Genomic DNA, 21,771 nt, shown 5'->3' with positions numbered 1-21,771 from the left:
GGGCTATCAAAAGCGAATTATTTATTGGAAAAGTAGCCGATGTAGAATTGGATACGTATCACAATACGTGAACGCAGCACATAACCGGGCATACTGCGTACTTTTACGCCCCATGCATACGAATTATTATTTTCTGCGTCAGCTTGCCCCGGCACTTGCTCCGCGCCTGACAGACTTACGCTTTATGGAGTGCTTCAGTCAGGACCGCGATGAGGTAGTGCTGGTGTTTGCGCAGGCCAAAGGGAAAACCAATTACTACCGGCCATTTTACGTTAAAGCCACACTTCGCCCCGACTTTTCGGGCCTGTATTTTCCCGAAACCGTACAACGTGCCCGCCACAATAGTGCCGATCTGTTTGCCGAGGTCATCGGGGAAGAAGGCCGACGGGTGAGAAGCGTTCGGGTGTTTCTGAATGAGCGGGGGCTGGCAATTTTGCTCGACGATGACTTCGCACTGGTGTTCAAATTTTTTGGCAACCGCCCCAACCTGCTTGCCTTCTCTGGCGATCAACTTGTTGATTTATTTAACAACAATTTGCTGACCGACAGGCAATTACAGTTTAGCCAGTTTGATCGCCCCATCGACCAGTCTTATATGGCTTACCAGCAGGCGGGATTTGACCACAGGCGACTGCTTCCAACGTTTGGTAAAGTAGTCAATGCGTATCTGAATCAGGAGCGGGAGAAGCGTGGTATGGCAGAACGGGCGGATATGTGGCCGCTAATTCAGGAAACGCTTCAACAGCTTGAAAGCCCTACATATTACCTTACGCGGTTCGACCACAAGCCAACGCTAAGCCTGCTGCCGCTGGGCGAGGTGATTCGGGAAATGGCTGAGCCAGTTGAAGCGGCTAATCGGTTTTATACGTCGTTCAATGGCCTGAGTACGTTTGAGCGCGAAAAAGCCAATTTACTCCGGCTGCTCGACAAGCGGCAGAAACGGGCGCAGGCGTTGATCGATGTGAACATGCAACGGCTGATTGCCCGCGAAGAAGGCATCTCGCACGAAGAAATGGGCCACGTTCTGATGGCAAATCTGCACGAAATACCTGAGTCGCCCGGTACGCGCTCGCCCGAACGGATAACCTTATACGACTTCTACCGCGATCAGCCCGTAACGTTAAAACTAAAGCCCGATCTCAGCCCGCAGAAAAATGCTGAGAATTTCTATCGGAAAGCCAAAAACGAGAAAATAGAGGAAGAACATCTGACACAGCAGATTGCGCAGCGTGAAGCCGAAATTCGTCAGATCGACCAGTATCGGCGTGACGTAGACGCGCTTCAGACGCTGAAAGAACTGCGCCGGTATACCAAACAACACAACCTGACCGAGAGCCGGGCCAGTAATGATGCAACTGGCGACGTTACCGCGCTTTTCAAAGAGGTACTGATAGATCAGTTTCGCATACTAATAGGCCGAAATGCCAAAAACAATGATTTACTGACGCAGAAATTCAGCTACAAGGAAGACCTGTGGCTTCACGCCCGCGACGTGCCGGGTTCGCATGTGCTGATCAAGTATCAGGCTGGCAAAACCTTTCCGAAAAATGTAATCGAGCGGGCCGCCGAATTAGCCGCCTGGTATTCCAAACGCCGGACCGACAGTCTGTGTCCGGTTACGGTAACGCCCAAAAAATACGTGCGCAAGCCCAAAGGTCTGGCCGAAGGGCAGGTCGTTGTTGAGAAAGAAGATGTTGTGATGGTGGTGCCACGGGGCGAATAAAAAAAAGACCGGGTTGCTAATCCCGGTCTTTTTTTTATTGTTCGATTGCCATGCTCAGTTGGGTGGTCATGATTCGATTCATCGAAGCCCAGGTGTGGTCCCACGAGTTTTCAGACAGAAAAGTATCGATGTCGGCCCAGTGTTCGGGGTGATTACCACGCAGAGCACGGTCGATGGCAGCTTCAAACGCCTGCGCTGTGTCGGCAATTTGCACGAAGTCGCTGGTACCGTATGTACGCACCACGTCGCGAATCGACGTTGACACAACCGGCAGGCCAGCCGCCAGGTATTCGGGCGTTTTGGTCGGACTGATAAATCGGGTCGATTCGTTGCGGGCGAAGGGCAGCATGGCTACGTCCCAATTGGCAAAATAGACAGGCAGTTCCTTGTAGTTTTTCATACCCAGATAATGCACGTTGGGTCTTTGCGGCAACAGCGCAGGGTCAATTTTAACCGTCGGGCCAATCAAAACAAACTGCCAGTCGGGCCGACGTTGTGCAAGTTCGGTCAGCAATTGGTAATCAAACCGTTCGTCGATAACGCCACTAAAGCCAATACGTGGGTTTGCCAGCGCACGCTGATCTGCCGGGTCGGGCTGCGGACGGCGGGCAGCAGAAAAGTGAGCAAAGTCGATACTGCTCGGAAATGCAAACACCTGCCGATGCCGCTTTTGTTTGGCTTCGTACAGGCTGTAGCCGCCCGTAAAGACCATATCGGCGCGGTCGAGCAGTTTGCGCTCCTGTTCGAGTAAATGCGGAGGTGCTCCCCAAAACGCCGACAACTCGTCCATGCAGTCATAGACCGTCAATTGTGGTTGCAGGTGATCGCTGAACAACAAAGACATCGGCGTATAATACCAGGCAACGAAGTCTACGATACGTTTTTGCTGGATAAATTCGTCCAATAGCTGACGCTGTAACACCACAGCCTGATCGGGCGTAGTGCCGTGGGGCAGGTGTGGCACCAACACGGTCAGTGAATCTGATTGGTGTTGTTCATTCAAATAAAGCTGGTCGGCCCAGATAGGTTCTTCCAGAAACCAGACCCGGTACTGTTGAGCTGCCCGGCTGAGCAAGTGCTGTGGTCGCTGATACACGAAGTTCCAGCGCAGGTGTGAGAAACAAATCAGGTCGCGGGCATTGCCAGCGGAAGACGCAAGGGGAGTTTTGGGTTTACCGGCTGTATGATAGACAAGTTGAGTTGTTTCGGGTGTTGAGGGCGTTGAGTCAGTAAGTTTCATAAACGTTGTCAGGGAGTTATAAGGCAGGCAGGTGAAGGCAAGATCACCTGTCTGCGGTACACATACAGAAACTCCCAACGGATAGCTTTGTTACCGACCATCTCAATAAATGAGGTAATGGGTGCGGTAAGTAATTCTAACTACTTATTGCATAGGCAGATAGAGAACAAACGTAGCCCCGGAACCCATTTTGCTGGTGGCCGAAATATGGCCCTTGTGGATGTCGATAACTTTTTTACAGATTGCCAGCCCCATGCCGGTTCCGCCGTAGTCCATACGCCCGTGTAATTGCTGGAAAATCGTAAAAATTCGATCTAAATATTTCTCATCGAAGCCAATACCATTATCTTCTACCTCGATCATGGCATATCGTCGGCCAGCCTGCGAAGCGTCGGTATTGGCTAATTCGGCAGGCAGCGCATCTTCGGCAGCAACACACCCTCGCACAACTACGCGTGGCACCACCGTTGAGGCATCGCGTTTGGGCGGATGAAACTTGAGCGCGTTACTAAGCAAATTCTGAATCAACTGGCGCAGCAGGGCCGCGTCGCCCCAGACGGCGGGCAGCGTTTCGACCTCAATGATAGCCCGTCGGTCGTGAATGGTGAATTCAAGATCATCGATAACCGAGACTACCAGCGAATTTAAGTCAATCAGGCCAAACGAGTCGGCGTGGCCCGACAGCCGGGCGTAGGTCAGCAGGTCCTGTACTAACGAGCGCATCCGGCCCGCTGACCGCTGCATACGCCGAATCAAATCAGCAGCCGATTCGCTCATGCTGTCGGCAAACTGATCGTTCAGCACATCGCCAAACGAGACAATTTTGCGTAGCGGTTCCTGCAAATCATGACTGGCAACGTAGGCAAACTGCTCCAGATTCTGATTCGAGCGGTGCAGCTCATGAACCGTAGCTTCGAGTTGTTGCCGCACTTGCTTTTCGGTAGTAACATCCTGAATAGTAGCCACAAATCCGTCGTTCAGGCGCGTTAGCGTAATATCGAGCCAGCGGCTGATGGCGGGCATAAACTCATCGAAATGAATTAAGTGGCCGGTTTCGAGCAGGTCACGAAGTCGTTGCAGCCGGTTTGGGCCAATGGGATAAATTTCGTTGATCGATAAGTTGAGAAAATAAGCACTGTCGCGCCCGGTCAGCGTTTCAAACATCGGGTTTGCCAGCGCAACGCGAAAATCAACGGCCTGGTTACGCTCGTTCCGAACCGTTTCAAATACCACAATGGCATTGGGCGAAGTATTCAATACACCATTGAGCAGATTGGTTTGCCGGGCCAGTCGGCGGGCGGCATGGTGCAGATCGCTGGTTTCGGCATACGACAGCAGCAGCCCGTCAGTGCCATAGGGCGCGGCTGACTGAATAACCCATATATCGCGTTCGTCGAGGTTGTAATGCTGCTCGACCCGGCTGGCCTGTTTTGTTTCAACAACGTTGACATACGTTTGCCAGATCGGCGATTCACGAATCGACGGAAAAAATTCAGTCAGCAGCCTGCTCCGAATGTCGTGTCGGTTGGCAGGGTTGCGCCGAAACGTATCGCGCAGGGCTACTTCATTGATGAAATCATAGCGAAAGTCAATGATATTTCCGGCTGGGTCATTGTTTTCGCGAACGGCAATCAAGCCTACTAATCCGTCGACGGCGTGCGCCAGTACCTGCTGCCATGCAGTTGGAGACTGAGTTTCGTTGGGGGGAGGAGAACTAATGGGACGCGACTGTTCGGACCCCAAACGTATATCAGGTAAATTCATGAAGGTTACGGCTGGTTTGAAGGAAGGTACGCAAACAGAGAACTAATGGTTTTACCGTTTTCGTATAATCAAACCATTAAAGTTAGCGAAATGTCCCTTTCATGCGATAGCAAAGTCTGTAGGTTGATTAAACGGTCATGTGCGTTTGTGAAAAAGGGTTTAAGTATAAGTAATTTGGCATGACAAGGAGCGGTGTTCGCATAAGCAAGCCTATTTTATCATACGGTTTTACGAATATCCGCTTAGTAAATTAAGCTTTAATCACTTCAAAAACAGCAGTTTACCAAGTGCGGCAAAATTGATGTTTATCTATATTCGTAACGGTGTTTAAACTAATCCGCACCAGCTACTTCATGAAACAACTTTCCCAACCTGTTTGGCGCAGTATTCTGTTCGCCGGACTGCTGGGGCTGCTGGCTCTGACCTCAGCCACCGCCCAGCGCACCGACACCCTCTCGGCCCGCACGGTCGATGTTATCGATCCCAACAACTTTGGTGGTATGGCAATCATGAACGGATTCATGTACTACCTTGCCGACGATGGCCGCACCGGCTACGAACTCTGGCGCAGCAACGGCACCCCCGCAGGCACAAATCTCGTGAAAGACATTCGGCCCGGTCGGGCCAGCGCGTTTGTATCTGATTCCAGCTTTTATTATTTCGGACGAGATTACGTAACTACGACTTACACCTTTTCGGCGCAGCGCGTAAAGAATGCGTTGCGAGCGTTCCGGCCTTTTGTGCATACAGCTACTAACACACTTTATTTCTGGGCTGATAATGGCACCAACGGTATCGAACTCTGGAAATCGAACGGCACCGACGCCGGTACGCAAATGGTTTCAGACCTGATTGCCGGGCCGATGAGTAGCGGTTCGCAGTTCGATATACTGTCGGATGGCTACTTCGGCGGCACTAACGGCGGCTCCGAAAATTATCAGGCATATTACTCGCCAACGTTCACCACTAAAGGTAATAAACTACTGTTCTGGACGAGCAACATCCGCGACTACGTGTTTGAAACCGATGGCACTGCTGCTGGTACGCGCGACATGAATTTTCAGACAACCAAGTATATGGTTGCTAACCGATACCCACCCATTGTTGTAGACGGGCGTACCTACATTCAGACGTACTTCAACAATAAAGGAAAGTGGAATTATAGTTTGGTGCAGGATAATGGGCAGAGCGTTACACCATTGATTTCCAGCGTGGAAGGATACATTAACGTGCTGGGTGCGACCCGGCAGGGGTTGTGGTATGCCGTCGAAGGGGGCGATGCTAAGCAATATACCTACACGGTTTTTCGGCGCGACTCGGCCACGGCCAAAGTGACTGCGCTCAAAACCATCACGATAGCAAAGCCCGCCACCGGAACGCGCTATCAGTATGTTTATGGTATTGGACAAACGTCGGGCAGTCTTTGGTTGCGGGCCTACGATGAAATTCCGTATCAGCAATCGGGCAAAAACAGTAATGAACTCTGGCGTGTCGATCTTGCAACTGACAGTGTGCAGCGCGTACAGCGGTTTGAATCTACAGTCGCATTCGCCAATAATGTTAACCGATACGAGAAAGGCTCCGAGTCGTTTAACAATTGGATACAGACGCCAAACGGAATGTTGTTCATAACGGCTGCTGCCGATTCGACCAGTGCGAATTACAATCGATATGCGGTTCATACCTATAACGCGCAGACCAACAAGCTTCAGGCATTAGAGGAGGGAATGAATTATTTTTCGTGGCGGCAGTTGACGCCCGATGGCAAACGGCCCGGTTTGGGCGGCAAGGTAATGTTTACCAGTCGCAAAACGCCCATCGGTGTAACACAGCTCTGGATGACTGATGGCCGCACCAAACAGGTTATCAAAAACCTGAATACGAATGAGTTTGGTGGTAATATTACTACCGTTGACGACAAACTGTACTTAGTTGGCTACGTGGGCAACAAGGACAGTAAAAAGCAGAACGTTCATTATAAAGTTGATGTCTGGCGATTAGATTCGACAGCAGCCGGCACCACGCAAATCGGGCAGGCCAATGGCTTTCCGTATGGCGTTGGCACCCTGATGGCGAATGGCAACGATTTATACGGCAGCAACGGTAGTTTTCTTATCCGGCTCTCGTCGCCCGCGCCCGACAGCATCCGGTTCGTGGCCGATGTTAATAACTTCGCCGACATCTCGCGCGATGGCAATTTCTTTGGTTATCTGAACGGCAAGATAATTGCACGCGCAACGAACGGTCCGCTCATCGCCGTCGACCCGAAAGCCACACCCCGCCGGTGCCTGATTGCCTACGAAAGCCGCACACGGGCCTCTACCAATTTCAACACTAAAGACCTCGGTTATTGTCCCACCAAAGATTCGGTCGTGACGCTGCGGGAGCGGTTGGTTGGTTATGGCTCAGGCGCGGGCGAAATTTCGCGTATCTATTACAAAAACAAGACGTGGCTACGCGACAGCACCGCCCTGCAAAGCGGCACTTCAGATTCACTCAAACTGCGGCAGCAAGGGCAATACGCGCTTACGCTGCGTGGCACCGCCGACGGCTGTACGGCTTCCGACACGTGGCAGGTGTACTATAGCAACCCAACCGTTTCGCAGATTCCGAAGTTATCGAACACTGACGGTCGGCGCGAACTGGTAGCGGTTGTAACGGGCGGTTATCCAATCAATGGTGGTTCTGGCTATTATAGCGGAACGTGGGAACGCACGGCGGCTGACGGGGGCATTTCGCAGGCATCAGCGGCTACCAGTTTCAACGCGGCCAGTGGTGTCCGCTACCCGGCAACGGCCTGGCTCGATGAGGTAGCCAACAATGTAGCAACACCCCGATACGGCACGTACACACTCAAGGTAACAGACGCCAATTCATGCTCGGCAACTGGTACGTATCTGTACGACGACAAAGCGGTGGTGCTGAACGTTGCGGCCACGCTGGGTGCTCGCAACGGTGCCGAACTCTGCGCGGGTACGCCTGTTTCGTATACCGCTGCCGTGTCGGGTGGTAAGGCTCCGTATACCTACCGATGGCTCCGCAATGGTGCGCCCGTAGCCGCACTGCCTGCGGCCATCGGCACCTACGCACTCAACAATGATATGCTGACGACGGACTACTCGGGTAATTTCTCCATCGAAGCCACCGACGCCGATGGTAAGAAAACGTACTCCAAAGAAAATCTGTACTTTATAAAAGCATCACCTATTGTCTCGATTACAGCCACCGGCTCAACTGTTTCGCCAACGCAGTCGGTTGTGCTGACTGCCAATTGCTCGAACTACCAGTATCCAACCTTTGCCTGGGCAAAAGATGGGGCAACCGTTACGGGCGTGGCTTCGCGCACATTGGCGGCTACCTCGGCGGGTCTGTATTCGGTTACGATTGGCTCGGGTACGCCCCTCGGTTGCACGGCTCAAACCAGCCTGCGGATTGGCACCGGAAGTGGACGCAAAGCTGCCGAGACAGCGGTTGTAACGACGCTTAGTTCGGCTGACCGAAACGTAGCAGCCTCTCCTGCCGGGATTGAACTGAGCAAACCAGCCCGTCCCGAACGGTTTATAGCTGAGGAGCGCAAACCTGAACTGCGCGTTCGGCCCAATCCAACCGAAGGCCCAACGCAAATCGAGATGGAACTGCCCACTCCCGCCCGTACAAGAGGCCGTGTACTCGGCCCGCAGGGTAACATAATCGAGCAGTGGAACGACCCGCAGGCCGAACCCCGTCTCAACCGCCAGATTGATCTGACTACACAGCCACCGGGCCTGTACATTATCCAGACCGAAGCCGATGGGCAACTGCAAACAAGGAAGATTATTAAAAAGTAAGTAAAAAAGGCCGGGCAGTGAGACCCGGCCTTTTTTTACTGTTTGCTGGCTTGTTTTGAATTTTCGTTTAGTTCAAACAGATAACCATCGGGGTCAGAGAAGTAAATCTGAACAACGCCATCGAAGCGCACCTGCCGATGATACGGAATGTTGTTTGCCTTCAGAAAAGCTTCCGAGTTGCCAATATTCTGTACAAACAGGGCGATGTGGCTGCCGTTTTTGTCGTGTACAATCGGTTCGGTGCGCCCGTTGAGCAGGTGAATCATCTGGCCGTTGCCCAAATCGAACCACGCCCGGATGGCCTTCAGATTATCGGGTACTGGCACTGGCTTCAGACCCATTACGTTGCGATAAAAAGCTGCGCTGACCGGAATATCTTTCACCTGTAATGCCAGGTGATTGAAACCACTGATGCCTATTTCACTCTGGGCAAAGGCCGTACTCGTTGCGAATAGCAGAATAACAAGCAATTTTTTCATGCTCACGAAAGCCGTTAGCGTACCAGAACTACCCGGCTTTGCGGCCCGGCTTCAGTATCGACCCGCAGCGTATACTGCCCCGCCGACAGTCCGCGTAAAGTGAGCGTGCGCGTGTGCCTGCCTGCCGGTAAACGTTCATCTTTTGTCAGAACCCGCTGACCCAGTACATTGCTGAGCGACAGCGTAATGGGTCCGGCTGAACTGGTTGTAAACTCAACGGTCAGCGTTTCGGCGGCTGGATTTGGGTAGGCATTCAGGCTGGCCGAAAGGGGTTCGGGTATGGCCGTTACAACGCCGGGCAAAACGGTTGGGTCCGTTGCCTTTAAAATTCGGTTGTTTGGGTCAACAACAACACCTGTTACTGGGCCGCGCGTGGGCACAACAAAGGTTTGGTCGGCGAGGTCGTTGAGGACAGTTACGGTCGTGTCGCCCGCTGCCGACTGAATGCGGAGTTGAACGGGCATAGTAAACGAAGCCGGGTTGGTGGCTATGGTATTGCGCTGTTCGAGCCGCACGCTAACCGTACTGGCCGATGCACCGGGCGAAACCGTAGCGCGGTAGGTGGGATAGCCTTCACCAAAAATCCACTGTTTAAAAAAATAGTCCAGATTTCGACTCGAAACCTGTTGCGCAATTGCCTGGAAGTCTTCCGTAACGGCGGTTCCGTAAGCTACCGTCGGCGAGGCTGCGTAAGCCCGCAGGGTTTGAAAAAACAGATTGTCGCCCAATACCCACCGCAGCATATGCAGCACGGTAGTTCCTTTGGCATAGGTGCGATTACTGTTGAAAATACTGTTTACGCTGGTAATATCCTGCACATACAGCGTGCCACGGGCATTGCGGGCACTATTCAGAAAGCTGTTCATAGTGGCCGAGTAAGCCGCTGGGCCGCTCACGGCTTCGGGGTACAGGGCCTCGGCATACGACGCAAAGCCTTCATTGAGCCAAATGCTCTGCCAGTCACGACAGGTAATTTTATTGCCAAACCACTGGTGTGCCAGTTCGTGCGCAATGAGGCCGGTTGTCCAGCCACCCATTGAGGAAATAGTCTGGTGTTCCATGCCACCGCCCCAGCCAAACTGGGCATGACCGTATTTTTCGCGCAGAAATGGATACGGCCCAAACAGGTTAGAAAACACCCGCAGCATGTCGGTGGTGCGGTCGAGGTTGGGACGGATGTTGGGCAGCGTTTCGGGGTAAATGTAATGTACGACGGGCATCGTCTGACCGTCATACGTAAACGGCGTGTCGTACCGTTCGTAATTGGTCATGGCAATCGAGATCAGGTACTGAGCAATGGGGTAGCTGTTGCGCCAGCGATAGGTCCGGGTGCCGTCGGGGTTGTCGGCGGTGCCAAGCAGTACGCCGTTGGATACCGAAACAAACTGTTTGTCTGCCGTAATGCTGACCGCCGACGAATCGGCTTTGTCGGCGGGGGTGTCTTTGCACGGAAACCAGTCGCTGGCTCCGTAGGGTTCGCTCAGGCTCCAGATTACGGGCGTATTGGTGGGACCGTGTGTACTGAATGCAAAACTGCCGAACCCGCTTTGGCTGGCCGGGTTGCCCTGATAATAGATCGTTACCGCCAACGTCTGTCCGCTGCTGAGCGGTTGCGTGGGCGTGATGGTAACACGGTCGGTGCCGCGCACAAACGCCAGCCGACGCCCCGCATTCACCACCGAATCGACAGTAAGTTGTGGATTACAATCGAAATAAAAGCTGCTCAGACTGGCCGACGTGTTTTTGAATCGAATGGTGGCGGCTCCGCGCAGGTAGTTGGGCGTGTGGGTCAGGCGCAGGTCGAGACCGTAATACGTTATGTCGATGGCGGCATCGCCGGGGTAGGCTACCCGTGCCCGTGGGTTGCTGGCAAGCCGCCCAAACGCCCGCACCTTAGCCGACCGGCAGGCGTCGGTGGCGGTTTCTTCCAATGCCTGACTGTTAGCGAAGAAAGGCAGGAGACAAAGAAGCAGGTACAGTTTTTTCATGCACTACAAACGAACAAAATCTATTGCTCAGTCTGAAAAAAGGAGGGAATGGTCGATTTTAACTGGCTAAGTATCATCCCCCGACGTCAGGCGTCTGTCATTTTCGGCTTTTTCTTTTAGGGCTTCCAACTGCTTTTGGTGCGCTTCGGGGAGTTGCAGATGCCACCCCATCGACGACGCCAACTGATACATCATGTACTGAATCTGATTGTTGGCAATTTTGGGCAAATCGCTTTGTAACGCCCGCTCGTTCATAGACTGCTTGGCCTCGTCTAAAATTTTGGTGTAATCTTCGCTGTTGAAGTGGTTCAGGTAGCCTGATTGAATGTCGTAGAACTTGTAATCGGTATCGATGGAAAGCACTTCCGGCTCCGGAAAGTATTCGATCACAAGCCGTTTCTCACCTTCTGAGGGTGTACGAAAACGCACCTTCGCAAAGTCGAAGCCAACCAGTACTTTCGATTTGGCAATGACCATTGCTTTCTTTGGGTCGTTCAGCACGTATAGAATCTTCTTCTGATCCTGGTAGTTATAAATTTCCGAGAAAAACCCCTCAGCCATTACGACTTTAAACACTTTTTCGATACGCTCGAGCAGCAACACCGAATCGCGCTGTACATCGGTTGTGCCGGTACGCTTACGAAGGGCATTGGCTACGGCCACACCCCCGCCCGCACCAACAAGCAAAAGCAACGTAATTGTCAGAAAATCCATAGTTCACAGAAAGAGATGGAACACGGCTAATACGGATGCGACGGATCTACACGGATAAAAAACAAATCTGTGTAAATCCGACGCATCCGTATTAGCCGTGTTCCCCTTAAAAAAAAACTATTTCGCGTAGGCAACGGCCCGCATTTCGCGAATGACGGTTACTTTAATCTGACCGGGGTACTGCATTTCTTTCTCGATCTTCTGCGAAATCTCGTAGCTGAGCGTAGCGGCCCGCTCGTCGGAAACATGGTCTGCATCGACCATAATCCGCAGTTCGCGACCGGCCTGAATGGCGTAGCACTTGGTAACGCCGGGGAAGTTGCCCGCCAGTTCTTCCAGTTCTTTCAGCCGTTTGATATACGACTCCATCATCTCGCGCCGGGCACCGGGCCGCGACCCTGATACGGCGTCGCAAACCTGCACGATAGGCGAAATCATGCTTGTCATTTCGATTTCGTCGTGGTGCGCACCTATAGCGTTGATAACCTCGGGGTTTTCCTTGTATTTCTTCGCCAGTTCCATGCCCAGAATGGCGTGGGGCAATTCGGCTTCTTCGGGCCACACTTTGCCAATGTCGTGAAGCAACCCGGCGCGTTTGGCAAGTTTAGCGTTCAGGCCCAGCTCGGCGGCCATCGTGGCGCAGAGTTTTGCCACTTCGCGGCTGTGTTGCAGCAGGTTCTGCCCGTAACTCGACCGGAAGCGCATCCGTCCTACCATCTTAATCAGTTCGGGGTGCAGCCCGTGAATGCCCAGATCGATTACCGTGCGCTCGCCAATCTCCACAATCTCATCTTCGATGTTCTTGCGGGTTTTCGTCACGATTTCTTCGATGCGGGCGGGGTGAATGCGGCCATCCTGCACAAGCCGATGCAAACTGAGCCGGGCAATCTCGCGCCGAACGGGGTCGAATCCCGAAATAATAATGGCTTCGGGCGTGTCGTCTACAATAATTTCGACGCCCGTTGCGGCTTCGAGCGCGCGGATGTTGCGCCCTTCGCGGCCAATTACTTTACCTTTTACATCGTCAGATTCAATGTTGAAGACCGACACGCAGTTTTCGATGGCGTGTTCGGTGGCGGTACGCTGAATGGTCTCGATTACTACCTTTTTAGCTTCTTTGGTGGCAGTCAGTTTGGCTTCTTCAACGATACTCTTGATATAGGACGATGCCCGTGTTTCGGCTTCAGCCTTGAGGTTGTCGATGAGTTGTTCACGGGCCTGATCGGCAGACAGACCCGCAATTTTTTCGAGTTGCGCCACCTGATCGGCCAGCATCCGGTCGGCTTCCTGTTGCCGCCGGTCAACGTCTTCGCGCCGTTTGTTGAGGGCGTCGATTTGTTGTTGCAGGCTATTTTTCTGCTGATTGATCTCGTTGCGGAGCTGATTCAGTTCCTGATCGCGGGTGCGTTGCTGCTCGGCCTGCTGGTTAAGTTGTTGTTCGCGCTGCTTCAGTTTATTTTCATTCTGTTGCAGCAGGTTGCGTTTTTGGTTTGTACTTTCTTCAAATTCGGCTTTCAGCTTCAGATACTTCTCTTTAGCCTCAAGCATTCTGTCTTTTTTAATCGTTTCGGCCTGAGCCTCTGCATTTTTCAGGATGATGGCGGCTTGTTCTTCGGCTTCCTGCTGCCGTTTGCCAAACGTTCGGGCCAGCAGTTTTCTGCCGACAAATATGCCAATGCCCAGCATGACAATATTGTCAAGAAAGAGCATTAACCAGCTTGTGGTGGTCATTGGACGAATATCGTTAGAGGTGAACAAATAAATCCGTCAACCTGTCCTGATACGTTTGCCCGAAAAAAAGTTAAAAGTGAAAAGTGAAAGCAATTCCATGTATCTATCAACAATTCTTCATTTTTCACTAACACTAACTCGAAATAACTGGAGAAACGACTTTGTCTAATTGAGTTATTTTGTCAAATACCATTTGTTGTAATCGTTGCACTTGTTTTTCTCCTCTGAGCTTAGTGACTAAGCAGTCGAAGGCAACCATAGCCAGGGCTTCCTGTGTGTCGCTGATGCCCATTTCCCGATATCGTTTCAGTTCCTCCTGAATCAGTTTAGCGGCTTCGCGCACAGTGGTCTCCGAGTCCTTCTCTACGAAGAGCCTGTAGGTTCGGTCGGCGATTTTTACGCGAACTGGCAATTCTTCCATCGCTGCGGTCGGCTCAGGTGGGGTGTGGCCCCTGGAGCCAATTTGGGTTTATGACAAACTACTCAAATGAGCAATACACCGTTCCAATTCCCGGATATACTCGTCGAGTTGTCTTTTTAATTCGGCATTCGTATCTGTCGAAGACAGATTGTTTTGTACAAGTTTACCAAAATCTTCTGACTTTGGTGCATTTTTCTCAGAATTGTCTTGTTTTTTTCGTAACTCTCTGGCTTTTGTCTGTTGCTCTTTAAGCTCATTTCTGAGTTTGGCGTTTTCTTCTTCCAGAGCCGTAATGCGTTGTTTGGCTTCCTCGTGCGTGTCTTTAAGCAACTCAATTTTGTGTTCGAGTTGCTCAACCAACGCGATAATTTGGTGTTCACTAACCACAATAGTCCTGTTTGAATAACGGGTTGAACTGGCACTCGGAAAACGACTCATTCAGCTATGGAAGTCAAGTTACTTTCTAATTACAGCCCCCAGTTCGCGCTCAAATGCGTCCATGAGCCGCTGCATGGTTTTGTCGATGACTGCGTCGGTCAGCGTCTGCGTAGCATCCTGTAAGGTAAAGCTAACCGAGTACGACTTTTTACCCGCTCCCAGATTTTGACCCTCGTAGGTGTCGAATACATTTAACGACCGCAGCAGTTTGCGTTCGGTCTGATGCGCCAGCCTGCTGATTTGCTCGAATGAAACACCGTTGTCCAAGACCAGCGAAAGATCGCGCCGAACGTCGGGAAAACGCGGCACTTCTTCGTAGCGCACGTTGCCACCGCTTAGTTTTATGAGCGCGTTCCAGTCAAAATCGGCGTAGAAAACGGGTTGTTTCAAATCGACCAATCGGGCAATTTTAGGCTGAACCAGCCCTAAATGTACCAGCGGTTTTTTATTCACCACATACGTCAGGCCATACTGAAACAGCGTTGCGTCGGCAGGCTGCGTTTCAACGGCTCGAACCCGGAACAGGTTCAGTACGCCCTGAACGGCCATTGCCAGGTCATGATACGCCACAGGCTGACTTTTCTGCAACCAGCTTTCCGACTGCCTGTTGCCAACCATTGCCAGCCCCAGCCGCGTTTGCTCGATGTATTTCACCGACCCGTCTTCGGCTTCCCGACGGTGATATGTTTTGCCGATTTCAAACGTTTTCAAGTCTTTCTGCCGCCGGTTCAGATTATACACCAGTGTTTCGAGGGCCGAAAACAGCAGCGTTTGCCGCATCACCGACAACTCGTCGCTAAGTGGATTGAGCAGCGTTACATCGGAGCCGGGCAGCGTGGCCCGAACGGCATCGTGATAAGCCGGGCGCGTGAGCGATAGCGTTACCGTTTCGTAAAAACCCGTAGCGGCCAGAAGCTGACTAACGCGGCTGTGCCACTGGTCGGGGTCGGTTTTTGGAAATTCCGACAGCGAATCTGCCGACAAAACGGGCGATAAAGGCACGTTGTCTAAACCGTATATCCGCAGAATTTCCTCGATTACATCGGCTTCCCGCGTAACATCGACCCGATAGGGCGGCACAATAGCCGTAAAACCCTGTTCGGTGCGGTCGTCGGCGGTAATGTCGAGTGCTTCGAGAATTCGGTGGATTTCGGCGTGGTCGATTTGAATGCCGATAAGCCGGTCGATGTTTTTGTAGCGCACTGTCACCCGGAACGGCTCAACAGGGGTGGGGTAGAGGTCGGTAATGTCGGATGTAACGGTGCCACCGGCCACTTCCTGAATGAGCAAAGCCGCCCGTTTCAGTGCGAAAACTGGCATATTCGGGTCGGTGCCACGCTCGAACCGGAACGATGCGTCGGTTTTGAGACCGTGGTGCTGCGCCGTTTTGCGTACCGACGTAGCCGAAAAATAAGCTGATTCCAGAAAAATGCGCGTGGTCTGCGCCGATACGCCCGAATGTTGTCCCCCGAAAACGCCCGCAATGCACATCGGTTTTTCGGCGTCACAGATCATCAGGTCAGTGGCCGTCAGTTTGCGTTCAACACCGTCGAGCGTTACAAACGGCGTACCTTCAGGCAGTGTTTGTACAACTACCTGCCCCCCGCTGATCTTGTCGGCGTCGAACGCGTGTAGGGGTTGGCCGAGGTCGTGGCATACGTAATTTGTTGCGTCGACCACATTATTAATCGGTGTCAGGCCGATAGCCAACAGCCGCTGTTTCAGCCAATCGGGCGATTCGCCAACAGTTAGATTGCTGATGGTCAGGCCCGTATAGCGTGGGCAGGCCGCCGGGTCGTCTACCCGAACGTCGAGCGTAAAACTTGTGTCGCTTATGGTGAAGGCATCAACCGAAGGAATCCGCAGGGGACGGTTGAGGGCCGCTTTCAGGTCGCGGGCTACTCCAACGTGCGAAGCGGCATCGATGCGGTTGGGCGTGAGGCCGATAGCAATTCGGTAATCAGACTCAAGCTTAAAATAAGTTGCGGCTGGCGTTCCGTTCGGTACGTCGGTATCGAGTACCATAATGCCCGCGTGCGATTTCCCCAGCCCGATTTCGTCTTCGGCGCAAATCATGCCTTCCGAAACCGCCCCGCGAATTTTGGCCTTCTTTATTTGAAAGGGTGTTCCATCCGTTGGGTATAGTGTGGCACCAACCAGCGCGATCACTACTTTCTGCCCGGCAGCCACGTTTGGGGCACCGCACACAATCGGGAGTGGCTCGCCGGTGCCTGCGTCGACTGTAGTCAAACTAAGTTTATCGGCGTCGGGGTGTTTGGTGCAGGTGAGTACTTCGCCAATCACGACACCCTCCAGACCACCCGGCATCGCGTCGATTTTTTCGATTCCTTCCACTTCCAACCCCGTCCCAGTCAGGTATTTACCCACCTCCTCGGGCGATTCGGGCAAATCAATGTACTCTTGCAGCCATTTATAGGAAACTTCCATACTATCCGATTTCAACTAAAAACGCAAAGATAGTGATGAACGATGAGTGATGAGTGATAAGTGATGAGTGATGAGTGATGAGTTTGCTGACGCGGGAGCACAATACTGGCGTCAGCAAACTCATCACTCATCACTTATCACTCATCACTTATCAACATATCGTTCGCCGGCTTTTACGGCAATCTTAAGCGTATTTTCGGCGGGGGGAAGCGGGCAGGCATACGTGTGATTGTAGGCGCAATACGGATTGTAAGCTGTGTTGAAGTCGAGCAGGGCACCGCTATCGGTAAGTTGATCAGGATTGAGTTCGAGGTAGCGACCCCCTCCGTAAGTCTCCTTACCCGATGTAGCATCGCGAAACAGAATGGAGTAGGTGCCGCCTAACTTAACGATCAATAAACGGCAGGCCTCGCCATTGAGGCTAAATACCGCATGGGCGAATTTCTCATATACTTCTTCGCTGCCGTCGGTCATGCGTACAACGAGTTTCTGGGTTTTGTCGGCAAAGGGTTCGAGCCGGGCAAGCACCCGATAAGCCGGATCGGGCGGAAAATACAGCAGGCCGGTAAACTTGCTTTTATCGGTAAGGGGTGAGTCGGCACCAGTCTTGAAAAAGGCATCCTTTTTAGCCCGGCTCGTTTCAACTTCCTGCCGATACTGCTGCGGGTCTACTGATACGGTATTCGTGTCAGTTTCGCTGAAAAACGTGACGTACAGAACCGCGCAAAACACAGCCAGCAAACTGAGTAATAGTACTTTGTTTTTGAACATTCTGAAAGATGGATGGGTTAAACATCTGACTGCTAACGAGTTTGTTAGTCGGTGAGTTAAGAGCAATCGTTACTTTGCAAAAATGTAATGATTTGGGCGCAAAACTTCTTATTGGCCTAACTTTCTTTTTAACGCGGTTTTAATATCTTTGACTCAGCGAACACCTACTCATCCAAAACTCTCAATTTCCACTTTGTATATGGCACGACTTTACGAGCTAAAAACATTTTCTTCAGACAATGGAAATCTTACCGTACTGGAGAATATATTACCCGGAACGATCCAGCGCGTATTTTACATATATCAGGCTGGGCAGAAAGCCAGAGCAGGCCATCGACATCATCATACCTATAACGCCCTCATTTGTGTTAGCGGTAGCTGTCGCATTTATTGCCATAATGGAAAAGAGGAAACTACGTATCATCTGACCAACCCCCGGCAGTGCCTGCTACTCGAACCCGAAGACTGGCACGTGATGGATGAATTTACCGATAATGCCATTCTGCTGGTTGTGTCGAATCAGTTGTACGATAAAGACGATTATATCCACGAACCTTATCCGAACTGTCGCTACGCGCTTTCCGAGTCATTGATTGAAGCATGATTTCATTCCTGAATCTGCGGGAAGTCAATAAGCCACATCAACAGGCAATTCAGGAGACCACAGCACGTGTGCTCGAATCGGGGTGGTATATTCTGGGTAAGGAAGTCAGCGCATTCGAGAAACAGTTTGCTGCCTATTGCGGGGTTGGCCATTGTATTGGCGTTGCCAACGGTCTGGAGGCTCTTACGCTGGTGCTGAAAGCGTGGGCATTTCCGGCAGGGAGCGAGGTCATTGTGGCGTCTAATGCCTACATCGCTTCGGTGTTGAGCATTACGCAGTCCGGGTTGAATCCTGTGTTTGTTGAGCCTGACCCGCAAACCTACCTGCTCGACCCCGCGAACGTTGAAGCCGCTCTGACACCGCAAACCCGCGCTATTTTGCCGGTACATCTGTATGGCCGATGCTGCGAGATGGAGCCAATTCGGGCCATTGCTCAGGCACATGCATTGCTGGTACTCGACGATGCCGCTCAGGCGCACGGTGCTACGTATAAGAGTAACCGCGTTGGCGGGCTGGCCGATGCCACAGGCTGGAGTTTTTACCCCAGTAAAAATCTCGGCGCACTGGGCGATGCTGGTGCCATTACCACCAATAACGACGAACTGGCCGAACGACTTCGGGCGTTGCGTAACTATGGTTCGGGGCAGAAGTACGTCAATGATTACATTGGCTACAACAGCCGTTTAGACGAATTACAGGCTGCCATTTTATCGGCCAAACTGCCTCATTTAGATGCCGAAAATAACCGGCGTCGGGCGTTGGCGCGGCTTTACCTAAACGGCATTCGTCACCCCGACATCAGTTTGCCCCCGGCAGACCAGATTGAACAGGACGCCTGGCATTTGTTCGTGATCCGGCACCCCCGGCGCGACCAGCTACGGGCCTACCTGCACGAGCACGGTATTGGTACTGACGTGCATTACCCCATTCCGCCCCATCAACAACGGGCGTATGCGCAATTTGCCAGCCTGTCGCTTCCCATATCAGAACAACTGCACCGCGAAGTGGTGAGTCTGCCACTCAACCCAACCCTGACCGATGCAGAAGCAGAATTTATCATAGAAACAATTAATGCTTCTTTCCGTAGTCATACCGGTTTATAAAAGCGAAACGACCATTGGGCCGCTGGTCGAACGGCTTCAGGCTTGTTTGGCTGCTTATTCGTTTGAAATTGTGCTCGTTAATGACGGCAGTCCCGACAATTCGGAGGCTGTTTGTCAGGCTGTTGCCGCCCAATATACCAATGTGCAGTTCATCTCGCTGCGCCGAAATTTCGGTGAATTTAACGCCGTGTTGTGTGGCCTGGCGCACACGAACGGACAGTTTACTGCGATTATTGACGACGATTTCCAGAACCCACCCGAAGCTATACTAACGTTGCTCGAAACGGCTGAACGCGAACAGGCCGACGTTGTTTATAGCCGATACGCGCAGAAACAACATCACTGGTTTCGCAACCTCGGTAGCCATTTGGTCAACACGCTCACAACTTATTCGCTTGGCAAACCGCGCGATCTGTATCTGTCGAGTTTTAAGCTGATTCGGCGTGACGTGGTCGATGAAATCATCAAGTACCGGGGTCCTTATCCATATATCGACGGGCTGATTTTTCGCGTAACGCGCAACGTTAGCAGCGTCCTTGTACCGCACAATCCCCGCACGGAAGGCAAGTCGAACTACACGGCCCGCAAGCTTGTAGCCCTGTTTCTTAACGTATTCATTGGCTATTCGCTCTGGCCTATTCGCGGTTTCACGGTCTTTGGAGCCGCGCTGTTTGGCTTTTGTCTGCTGTTCGGGCTGGGCTGGCTCATTGGCTGGCTGGCGGGCGTGTTCGTTGTGCGCGGCTGGGCGGTGGTAGGCTGGGCGGTACTGACTGCTACGGGCCTGCACCTGCTGTTTCTGGGCGTGTTGGGCGAATACCTCGGCAAATTATTTATGGCCTACAGCGGGCTACCTCCTTATATAATTAAAGAGCGAAAGAGTGAACGAATGAAAGAGTGAACGCCATCTGGTTAGCCACTCTTTCATTCGTTCATTCTTTCGCTCTTTCAACTCCGTTGCGGCACTCTTTATGAACGTTGACGAATACGAAAAAATGTTTCGGCTTGAGGGCCGGTTGTGGTGGTATAAAATTTTGCACGAGCGCGTAGCTGAAGCGTTGACTACTCATTTCGGAACTAACCGGAACGTAGCAATTCTCGATCTTGGCTGCGGCACGGGCGGCCTGCTCAACTACCTGCACCGGCAGGGATATACACATCTGCGCGGTCTCGACGGGTCGGCAGACGCCGTAGCGTTTTGCCACGAGCGGGGGCTGGCCGTTTCACAACTCGACCTGAACCAACTAACTGATTTTGAGCCTGCTACGAACTACGATGCCATCGTGTGCAACGATGTATTCTGCTATTTCGATGATCCGGCTCTGACCCGGCTCCTGTCGGCTTTGGCGCATCGGCTGAAGCCGGGTGGCCTGCTCATCAGCAATAATAATGCGTTCAATGTATTTCGGGGGCAGCACGATTTGGCCGTGGGTAGTAGCCGACGGTTTGTAGTAGCCAATTTTGAGCGACTTTTGCCCCCGGCGGGGTTACGCATCGGGAGGGCAACGTACTGGAGTCTGGCACTGTCGCCCCTGATTCTGTTGATGCGGCAGTGGCAAAGCCTGCAATTGAAAATGGGCTGGCGAACCGAAGCCAACGCGCAATCGGACGTATATTTGCCCGCGCCCTGGCTCAACGAAACACTCTACCGCATCGTTAAAGTCGAACAAAAACTTCTGCCCCGAACCCCCTTCGGCAGCTCGTTGTTTGTTGTAGGGAGCAGGGGGGAAGGTGGTAAGGTGTAAGGTTGGAAAGGTTTTTGTGTATCAACCCCTTTCCAACCTTACACCTTACACCTTACACCTTACACCTTACACATTACACCTTACACCCTACACCTTACCCCCCTACACCTTACTCCCTACAACCTTACCCCTTTTACCCCTCCCCCTTTTACCCCTTACTGCTGTTTTCCCATGTTCACTGGAATTATAGAAACCACAGGCCGCGTCGTCGGCATTATTCCTGAAGGCACAAACCTGACCTTCGCCATCGAATCGTCGCTGACGCCTGAGCTGAAAGTTGATCAAAGCGTGAGTCATAACGGTGTTTGCCTGACCGTAACGAGCGTGTCAAACGATGTTTATACCGTTACGGCGGTCGATGAAACCCTGAAGAAGACTAACTTAGGCGGTGTTGTTGTAGGCGACCGGATCAACCTCGAACGTTGCATGCCCGCCAATGGTCGGTTCGATGGGCATATTGTGCAGGGCCACGTCGATCAGACCGGCGTTTGTACCAACGTGCAGGACATGAACGGAAGCTGGCTGTTCGATTTTCAGTACGACGACATAGATGCCGACCCCGCCAACCGCAACGTAACAGTAGAAAAAGGGTCGGTTTGTATCAATGGCGTCAGTTTAACCGTTTTTAATTCCGAATCGAATAGTTTCCGCGTCACCATAATTCCGTACACATACGAGTACACGACCTTCCGCGACCTCAACGTGGGCGACGTTGTCAACTTAGAATTCGATATTGTGGGCAAATACATCAAAAAAATGCTCGGCGGCTATCGTTGAG

Annotated in this window: 17 protein-coding genes; 7 read left to right on the top strand and 10 right to left on the bottom strand. The window is 52.1% G+C overall.

What is annotated here, in order from left to right; genetic code table 11:
• The first annotated feature begins 112 nt into the window (after positions 1–112).
• Complete coding sequence (locus tag AWR27_RS14260; RefSeq protein WP_077131784.1) at positions 113–1,723, top strand: NFACT RNA binding domain-containing protein; 1,611 nt, start codon at positions 113–115, stop codon at positions 1,721–1,723.
• A 34-nt stretch (positions 1,724–1,757) separates the two neighbouring features.
• Here AWR27_RS14260 and AWR27_RS14255 read toward each other — a convergent pair whose 3' ends face one another.
• Complete coding sequence (locus AWR27_RS14255) at positions 1,758–2,963, bottom strand: glycosyltransferase family 1 protein (RefSeq protein ID WP_077131783.1); 1,206 nt, start codon at positions 2,961–2,963, stop codon at positions 1,758–1,760.
• A 144-nt stretch (positions 2,964–3,107) separates the two neighbouring features.
• Complete coding sequence (locus tag AWR27_RS14250; protein WP_077131782.1) at positions 3,108–4,727, bottom strand: sensor histidine kinase; 1,620 nt, start codon at positions 4,725–4,727, stop codon at positions 3,108–3,110.
• A gap of 353 nt (positions 4,728–5,080) precedes the next feature.
• Here AWR27_RS14250 and AWR27_RS14245 point away from each other — a divergent pair, with 353 nt between their 5' ends.
• Positions 5,081–8,554: a hypothetical protein gene (locus AWR27_RS14245; protein WP_157579213.1), complete on the top strand. Its 3,474-nt coding sequence runs from the start codon at positions 5,081–5,083 to the stop codon at positions 8,552–8,554.
• Between the two features lie 35 nt (positions 8,555–8,589).
• On the opposite strand, the gene AWR27_RS14240 is transcribed toward AWR27_RS14245, so the two are convergent.
• From AWR27_RS14240 to AWR27_RS14205, 8 genes are all read right to left on the bottom strand, one after another.
• On the bottom strand, positions 8,590–9,033 hold the full coding sequence (locus AWR27_RS14240; RefSeq protein ID WP_077131780.1) for a VOC family protein: 444 nt from the start codon (positions 9,031–9,033) through the stop codon (positions 8,590–8,592).
• 14 nt (positions 9,034–9,047) lie between these two features.
• The gene (locus AWR27_RS14235) at positions 9,048–11,021 is read right to left on the bottom strand and encodes a M1 family aminopeptidase (protein WP_077131779.1); all 1,974 of its coding nucleotides are present in this window, start codon (positions 11,019–11,021) and stop codon (positions 9,048–9,050) included.
• Positions 11,022–11,087: 66 nt separating this feature from the next.
• Positions 11,088–11,735, bottom strand: a complete 648-nt coding sequence (locus AWR27_RS14230) for a DUF4230 domain-containing protein (RefSeq protein WP_077131778.1) — start codon at positions 11,733–11,735, stop codon at positions 11,088–11,090.
• Between the two features lie 117 nt (positions 11,736–11,852).
• Positions 11,853–13,466, bottom strand: coding sequence for a ribonuclease Y (gene rny, locus AWR27_RS14225; RefSeq protein ID WP_077131777.1), 1,614 nt, complete (start codon positions 13,464–13,466; stop codon positions 11,853–11,855).
• 133 nt (positions 13,467–13,599) lie between these two features.
• Positions 13,600–13,887: a cell division protein ZapA gene (locus AWR27_RS14220; protein WP_077131776.1), complete on the bottom strand. Its 288-nt coding sequence runs from the start codon at positions 13,885–13,887 to the stop codon at positions 13,600–13,602.
• 48 nt (positions 13,888–13,935) lie between these two features.
• Complete coding sequence (locus AWR27_RS14215) at positions 13,936–14,325, bottom strand: med21 domain-containing protein (RefSeq protein ID WP_232325835.1); 390 nt, start codon at positions 14,323–14,325, stop codon at positions 13,936–13,938.
• Between the two features lie 18 nt (positions 14,326–14,343).
• Positions 14,344–16,773: a phenylalanine--tRNA ligase subunit beta gene (gene pheT / locus AWR27_RS14210; protein WP_077131774.1), complete on the bottom strand. Its 2,430-nt coding sequence runs from the start codon at positions 16,771–16,773 to the stop codon at positions 14,344–14,346.
• Positions 16,774–16,917: 144 nt separating this feature from the next.
• Entirely contained in the window at positions 16,918–17,544 is a 627-nt protein-coding gene (locus AWR27_RS14205; RefSeq protein ID WP_077131773.1) for a DUF1684 domain-containing protein, read from the bottom strand.
• Between the two features lie 199 nt (positions 17,545–17,743).
• Between AWR27_RS14205 and AWR27_RS14200 the strand changes: the two genes are divergently transcribed.
• The 5 genes from AWR27_RS14200 (at position 17,744) to AWR27_RS14180 (ending at position 21,770) form a co-directional block, all read left to right on the top strand.
• Positions 17,744–18,148: a sugar 3,4-ketoisomerase gene (locus tag AWR27_RS14200; protein ID WP_077131772.1), complete on the top strand. Its 405-nt coding sequence runs from the start codon at positions 17,744–17,746 to the stop codon at positions 18,146–18,148.
• Positions 18,145–19,251, top strand: coding sequence for a DegT/DnrJ/EryC1/StrS family aminotransferase (locus AWR27_RS14195; RefSeq protein ID WP_077131771.1), 1,107 nt, complete (start codon positions 18,145–18,147; stop codon positions 19,249–19,251). Before AWR27_RS14200 ends, AWR27_RS14195 begins: the two co-directional genes overlap by 4 nt.
• A complete protein-coding gene (locus AWR27_RS14190; RefSeq protein ID WP_077131770.1) occupies positions 19,220–20,149 on the top strand; it encodes a glycosyltransferase family 2 protein in 930 nt (309 codons plus the stop codon). The genes AWR27_RS14195 and AWR27_RS14190 overlap by 32 nt, the downstream gene beginning before the upstream one ends.
• 70 nt (positions 20,150–20,219) lie before the next feature.
• Positions 20,220–20,993 carry a class I SAM-dependent DNA methyltransferase gene (locus AWR27_RS14185; RefSeq protein ID WP_077131769.1) on the top strand — a complete coding sequence of 258 codons (774 nt, stop codon included), beginning with the start codon at positions 20,220–20,222 and terminating at the stop codon, positions 20,991–20,993.
• 171 nt (positions 20,994–21,164) lie between these two features.
• The gene (locus AWR27_RS14180; RefSeq protein ID WP_077131768.1) at positions 21,165–21,770 is read left to right on the top strand and encodes a riboflavin synthase; all 606 of its coding nucleotides are present in this window, start codon (positions 21,165–21,167) and stop codon (positions 21,768–21,770) included.
• Position 21,771: the final 1 nt, after the last annotated feature.

The organism is Spirosoma montaniterrae, from assembly GCF_001988955.1.
Classification (GTDB): domain Bacteria; phylum Bacteroidota; class Bacteroidia; order Cytophagales; family Spirosomataceae; genus Spirosoma; species Spirosoma montaniterrae.
The sequence above is the reverse complement of the archived record's forward strand: the minus strand, read 5'-3'. Positions and strand labels throughout refer to the sequence as shown.

Excerpts from the sequence above, each read along its gene's own strand:
- AWR27_RS14260 (WP_077131784.1), top strand. The coding sequence starts at position 113 with ATGCATACGAATTATTATTTTCTGCGTCAGCTTGCCCCGGCACTTGCT.
- AWR27_RS14255 (WP_077131783.1), bottom strand. The coding sequence starts at position 2,963 with ATGAAACTTACTGACTCAACGCCCTCAACACCCGAAACAACTCAACTT.
- AWR27_RS14250 (WP_077131782.1), bottom strand. The coding sequence starts at position 4,727 with ATGAATTTACCTGATATACGTTTGGGGTCCGAACAGTCGCGTCCCATT.
- AWR27_RS14245 (WP_157579213.1), top strand. The coding sequence starts at position 5,081 with ATGAAACAACTTTCCCAACCTGTTTGGCGCAGTATTCTGTTCGCCGGA.
- AWR27_RS14240 (WP_077131780.1), bottom strand. The coding sequence starts at position 9,033 with ATGAAAAAATTGCTTGTTATTCTGCTATTCGCAACGAGTACGGCCTTT.
- AWR27_RS14235 (WP_077131779.1), bottom strand. The coding sequence starts at position 11,021 with ATGAAAAAACTGTACCTGCTTCTTTGTCTCCTGCCTTTCTTCGCTAAC.
- AWR27_RS14230 (WP_077131778.1), bottom strand. The coding sequence starts at position 11,735 with ATGGATTTTCTGACAATTACGTTGCTTTTGCTTGTTGGTGCGGGCGGG.
- rny (WP_077131777.1), bottom strand. The coding sequence starts at position 13,466 with ATGACCACCACAAGCTGGTTAATGCTCTTTCTTGACAATATTGTCATG.
- AWR27_RS14220 (WP_077131776.1), bottom strand. The coding sequence starts at position 13,887 with ATGGAAGAATTGCCAGTTCGCGTAAAAATCGCCGACCGAACCTACAGG.
- AWR27_RS14215 (WP_232325835.1), bottom strand. The coding sequence starts at position 14,325 with ATGAGTCGTTTTCCGAGTGCCAGTTCAACCCGTTATTCAAACAGGACT.
- pheT (WP_077131774.1), bottom strand. The coding sequence starts at position 16,773 with ATGGAAGTTTCCTATAAATGGCTGCAAGAGTACATTGATTTGCCCGAA.
- AWR27_RS14205 (WP_077131773.1), bottom strand. The coding sequence starts at position 17,544 with ATGTTCAAAAACAAAGTACTATTACTCAGTTTGCTGGCTGTGTTTTGC.
- AWR27_RS14200 (WP_077131772.1), top strand. The coding sequence starts at position 17,744 with ATGGCACGACTTTACGAGCTAAAAACATTTTCTTCAGACAATGGAAAT.
- AWR27_RS14195 (WP_077131771.1), top strand. The coding sequence starts at position 18,145 with ATGATTTCATTCCTGAATCTGCGGGAAGTCAATAAGCCACATCAACAG.
- AWR27_RS14190 (WP_077131770.1), top strand. The coding sequence starts at position 19,220 with ATGCTTCTTTCCGTAGTCATACCGGTTTATAAAAGCGAAACGACCATT.
- AWR27_RS14185 (WP_077131769.1), top strand. The coding sequence starts at position 20,220 with ATGAACGTTGACGAATACGAAAAAATGTTTCGGCTTGAGGGCCGGTTG.
- AWR27_RS14180 (WP_077131768.1), top strand. The coding sequence starts at position 21,165 with ATGTTCACTGGAATTATAGAAACCACAGGCCGCGTCGTCGGCATTATT.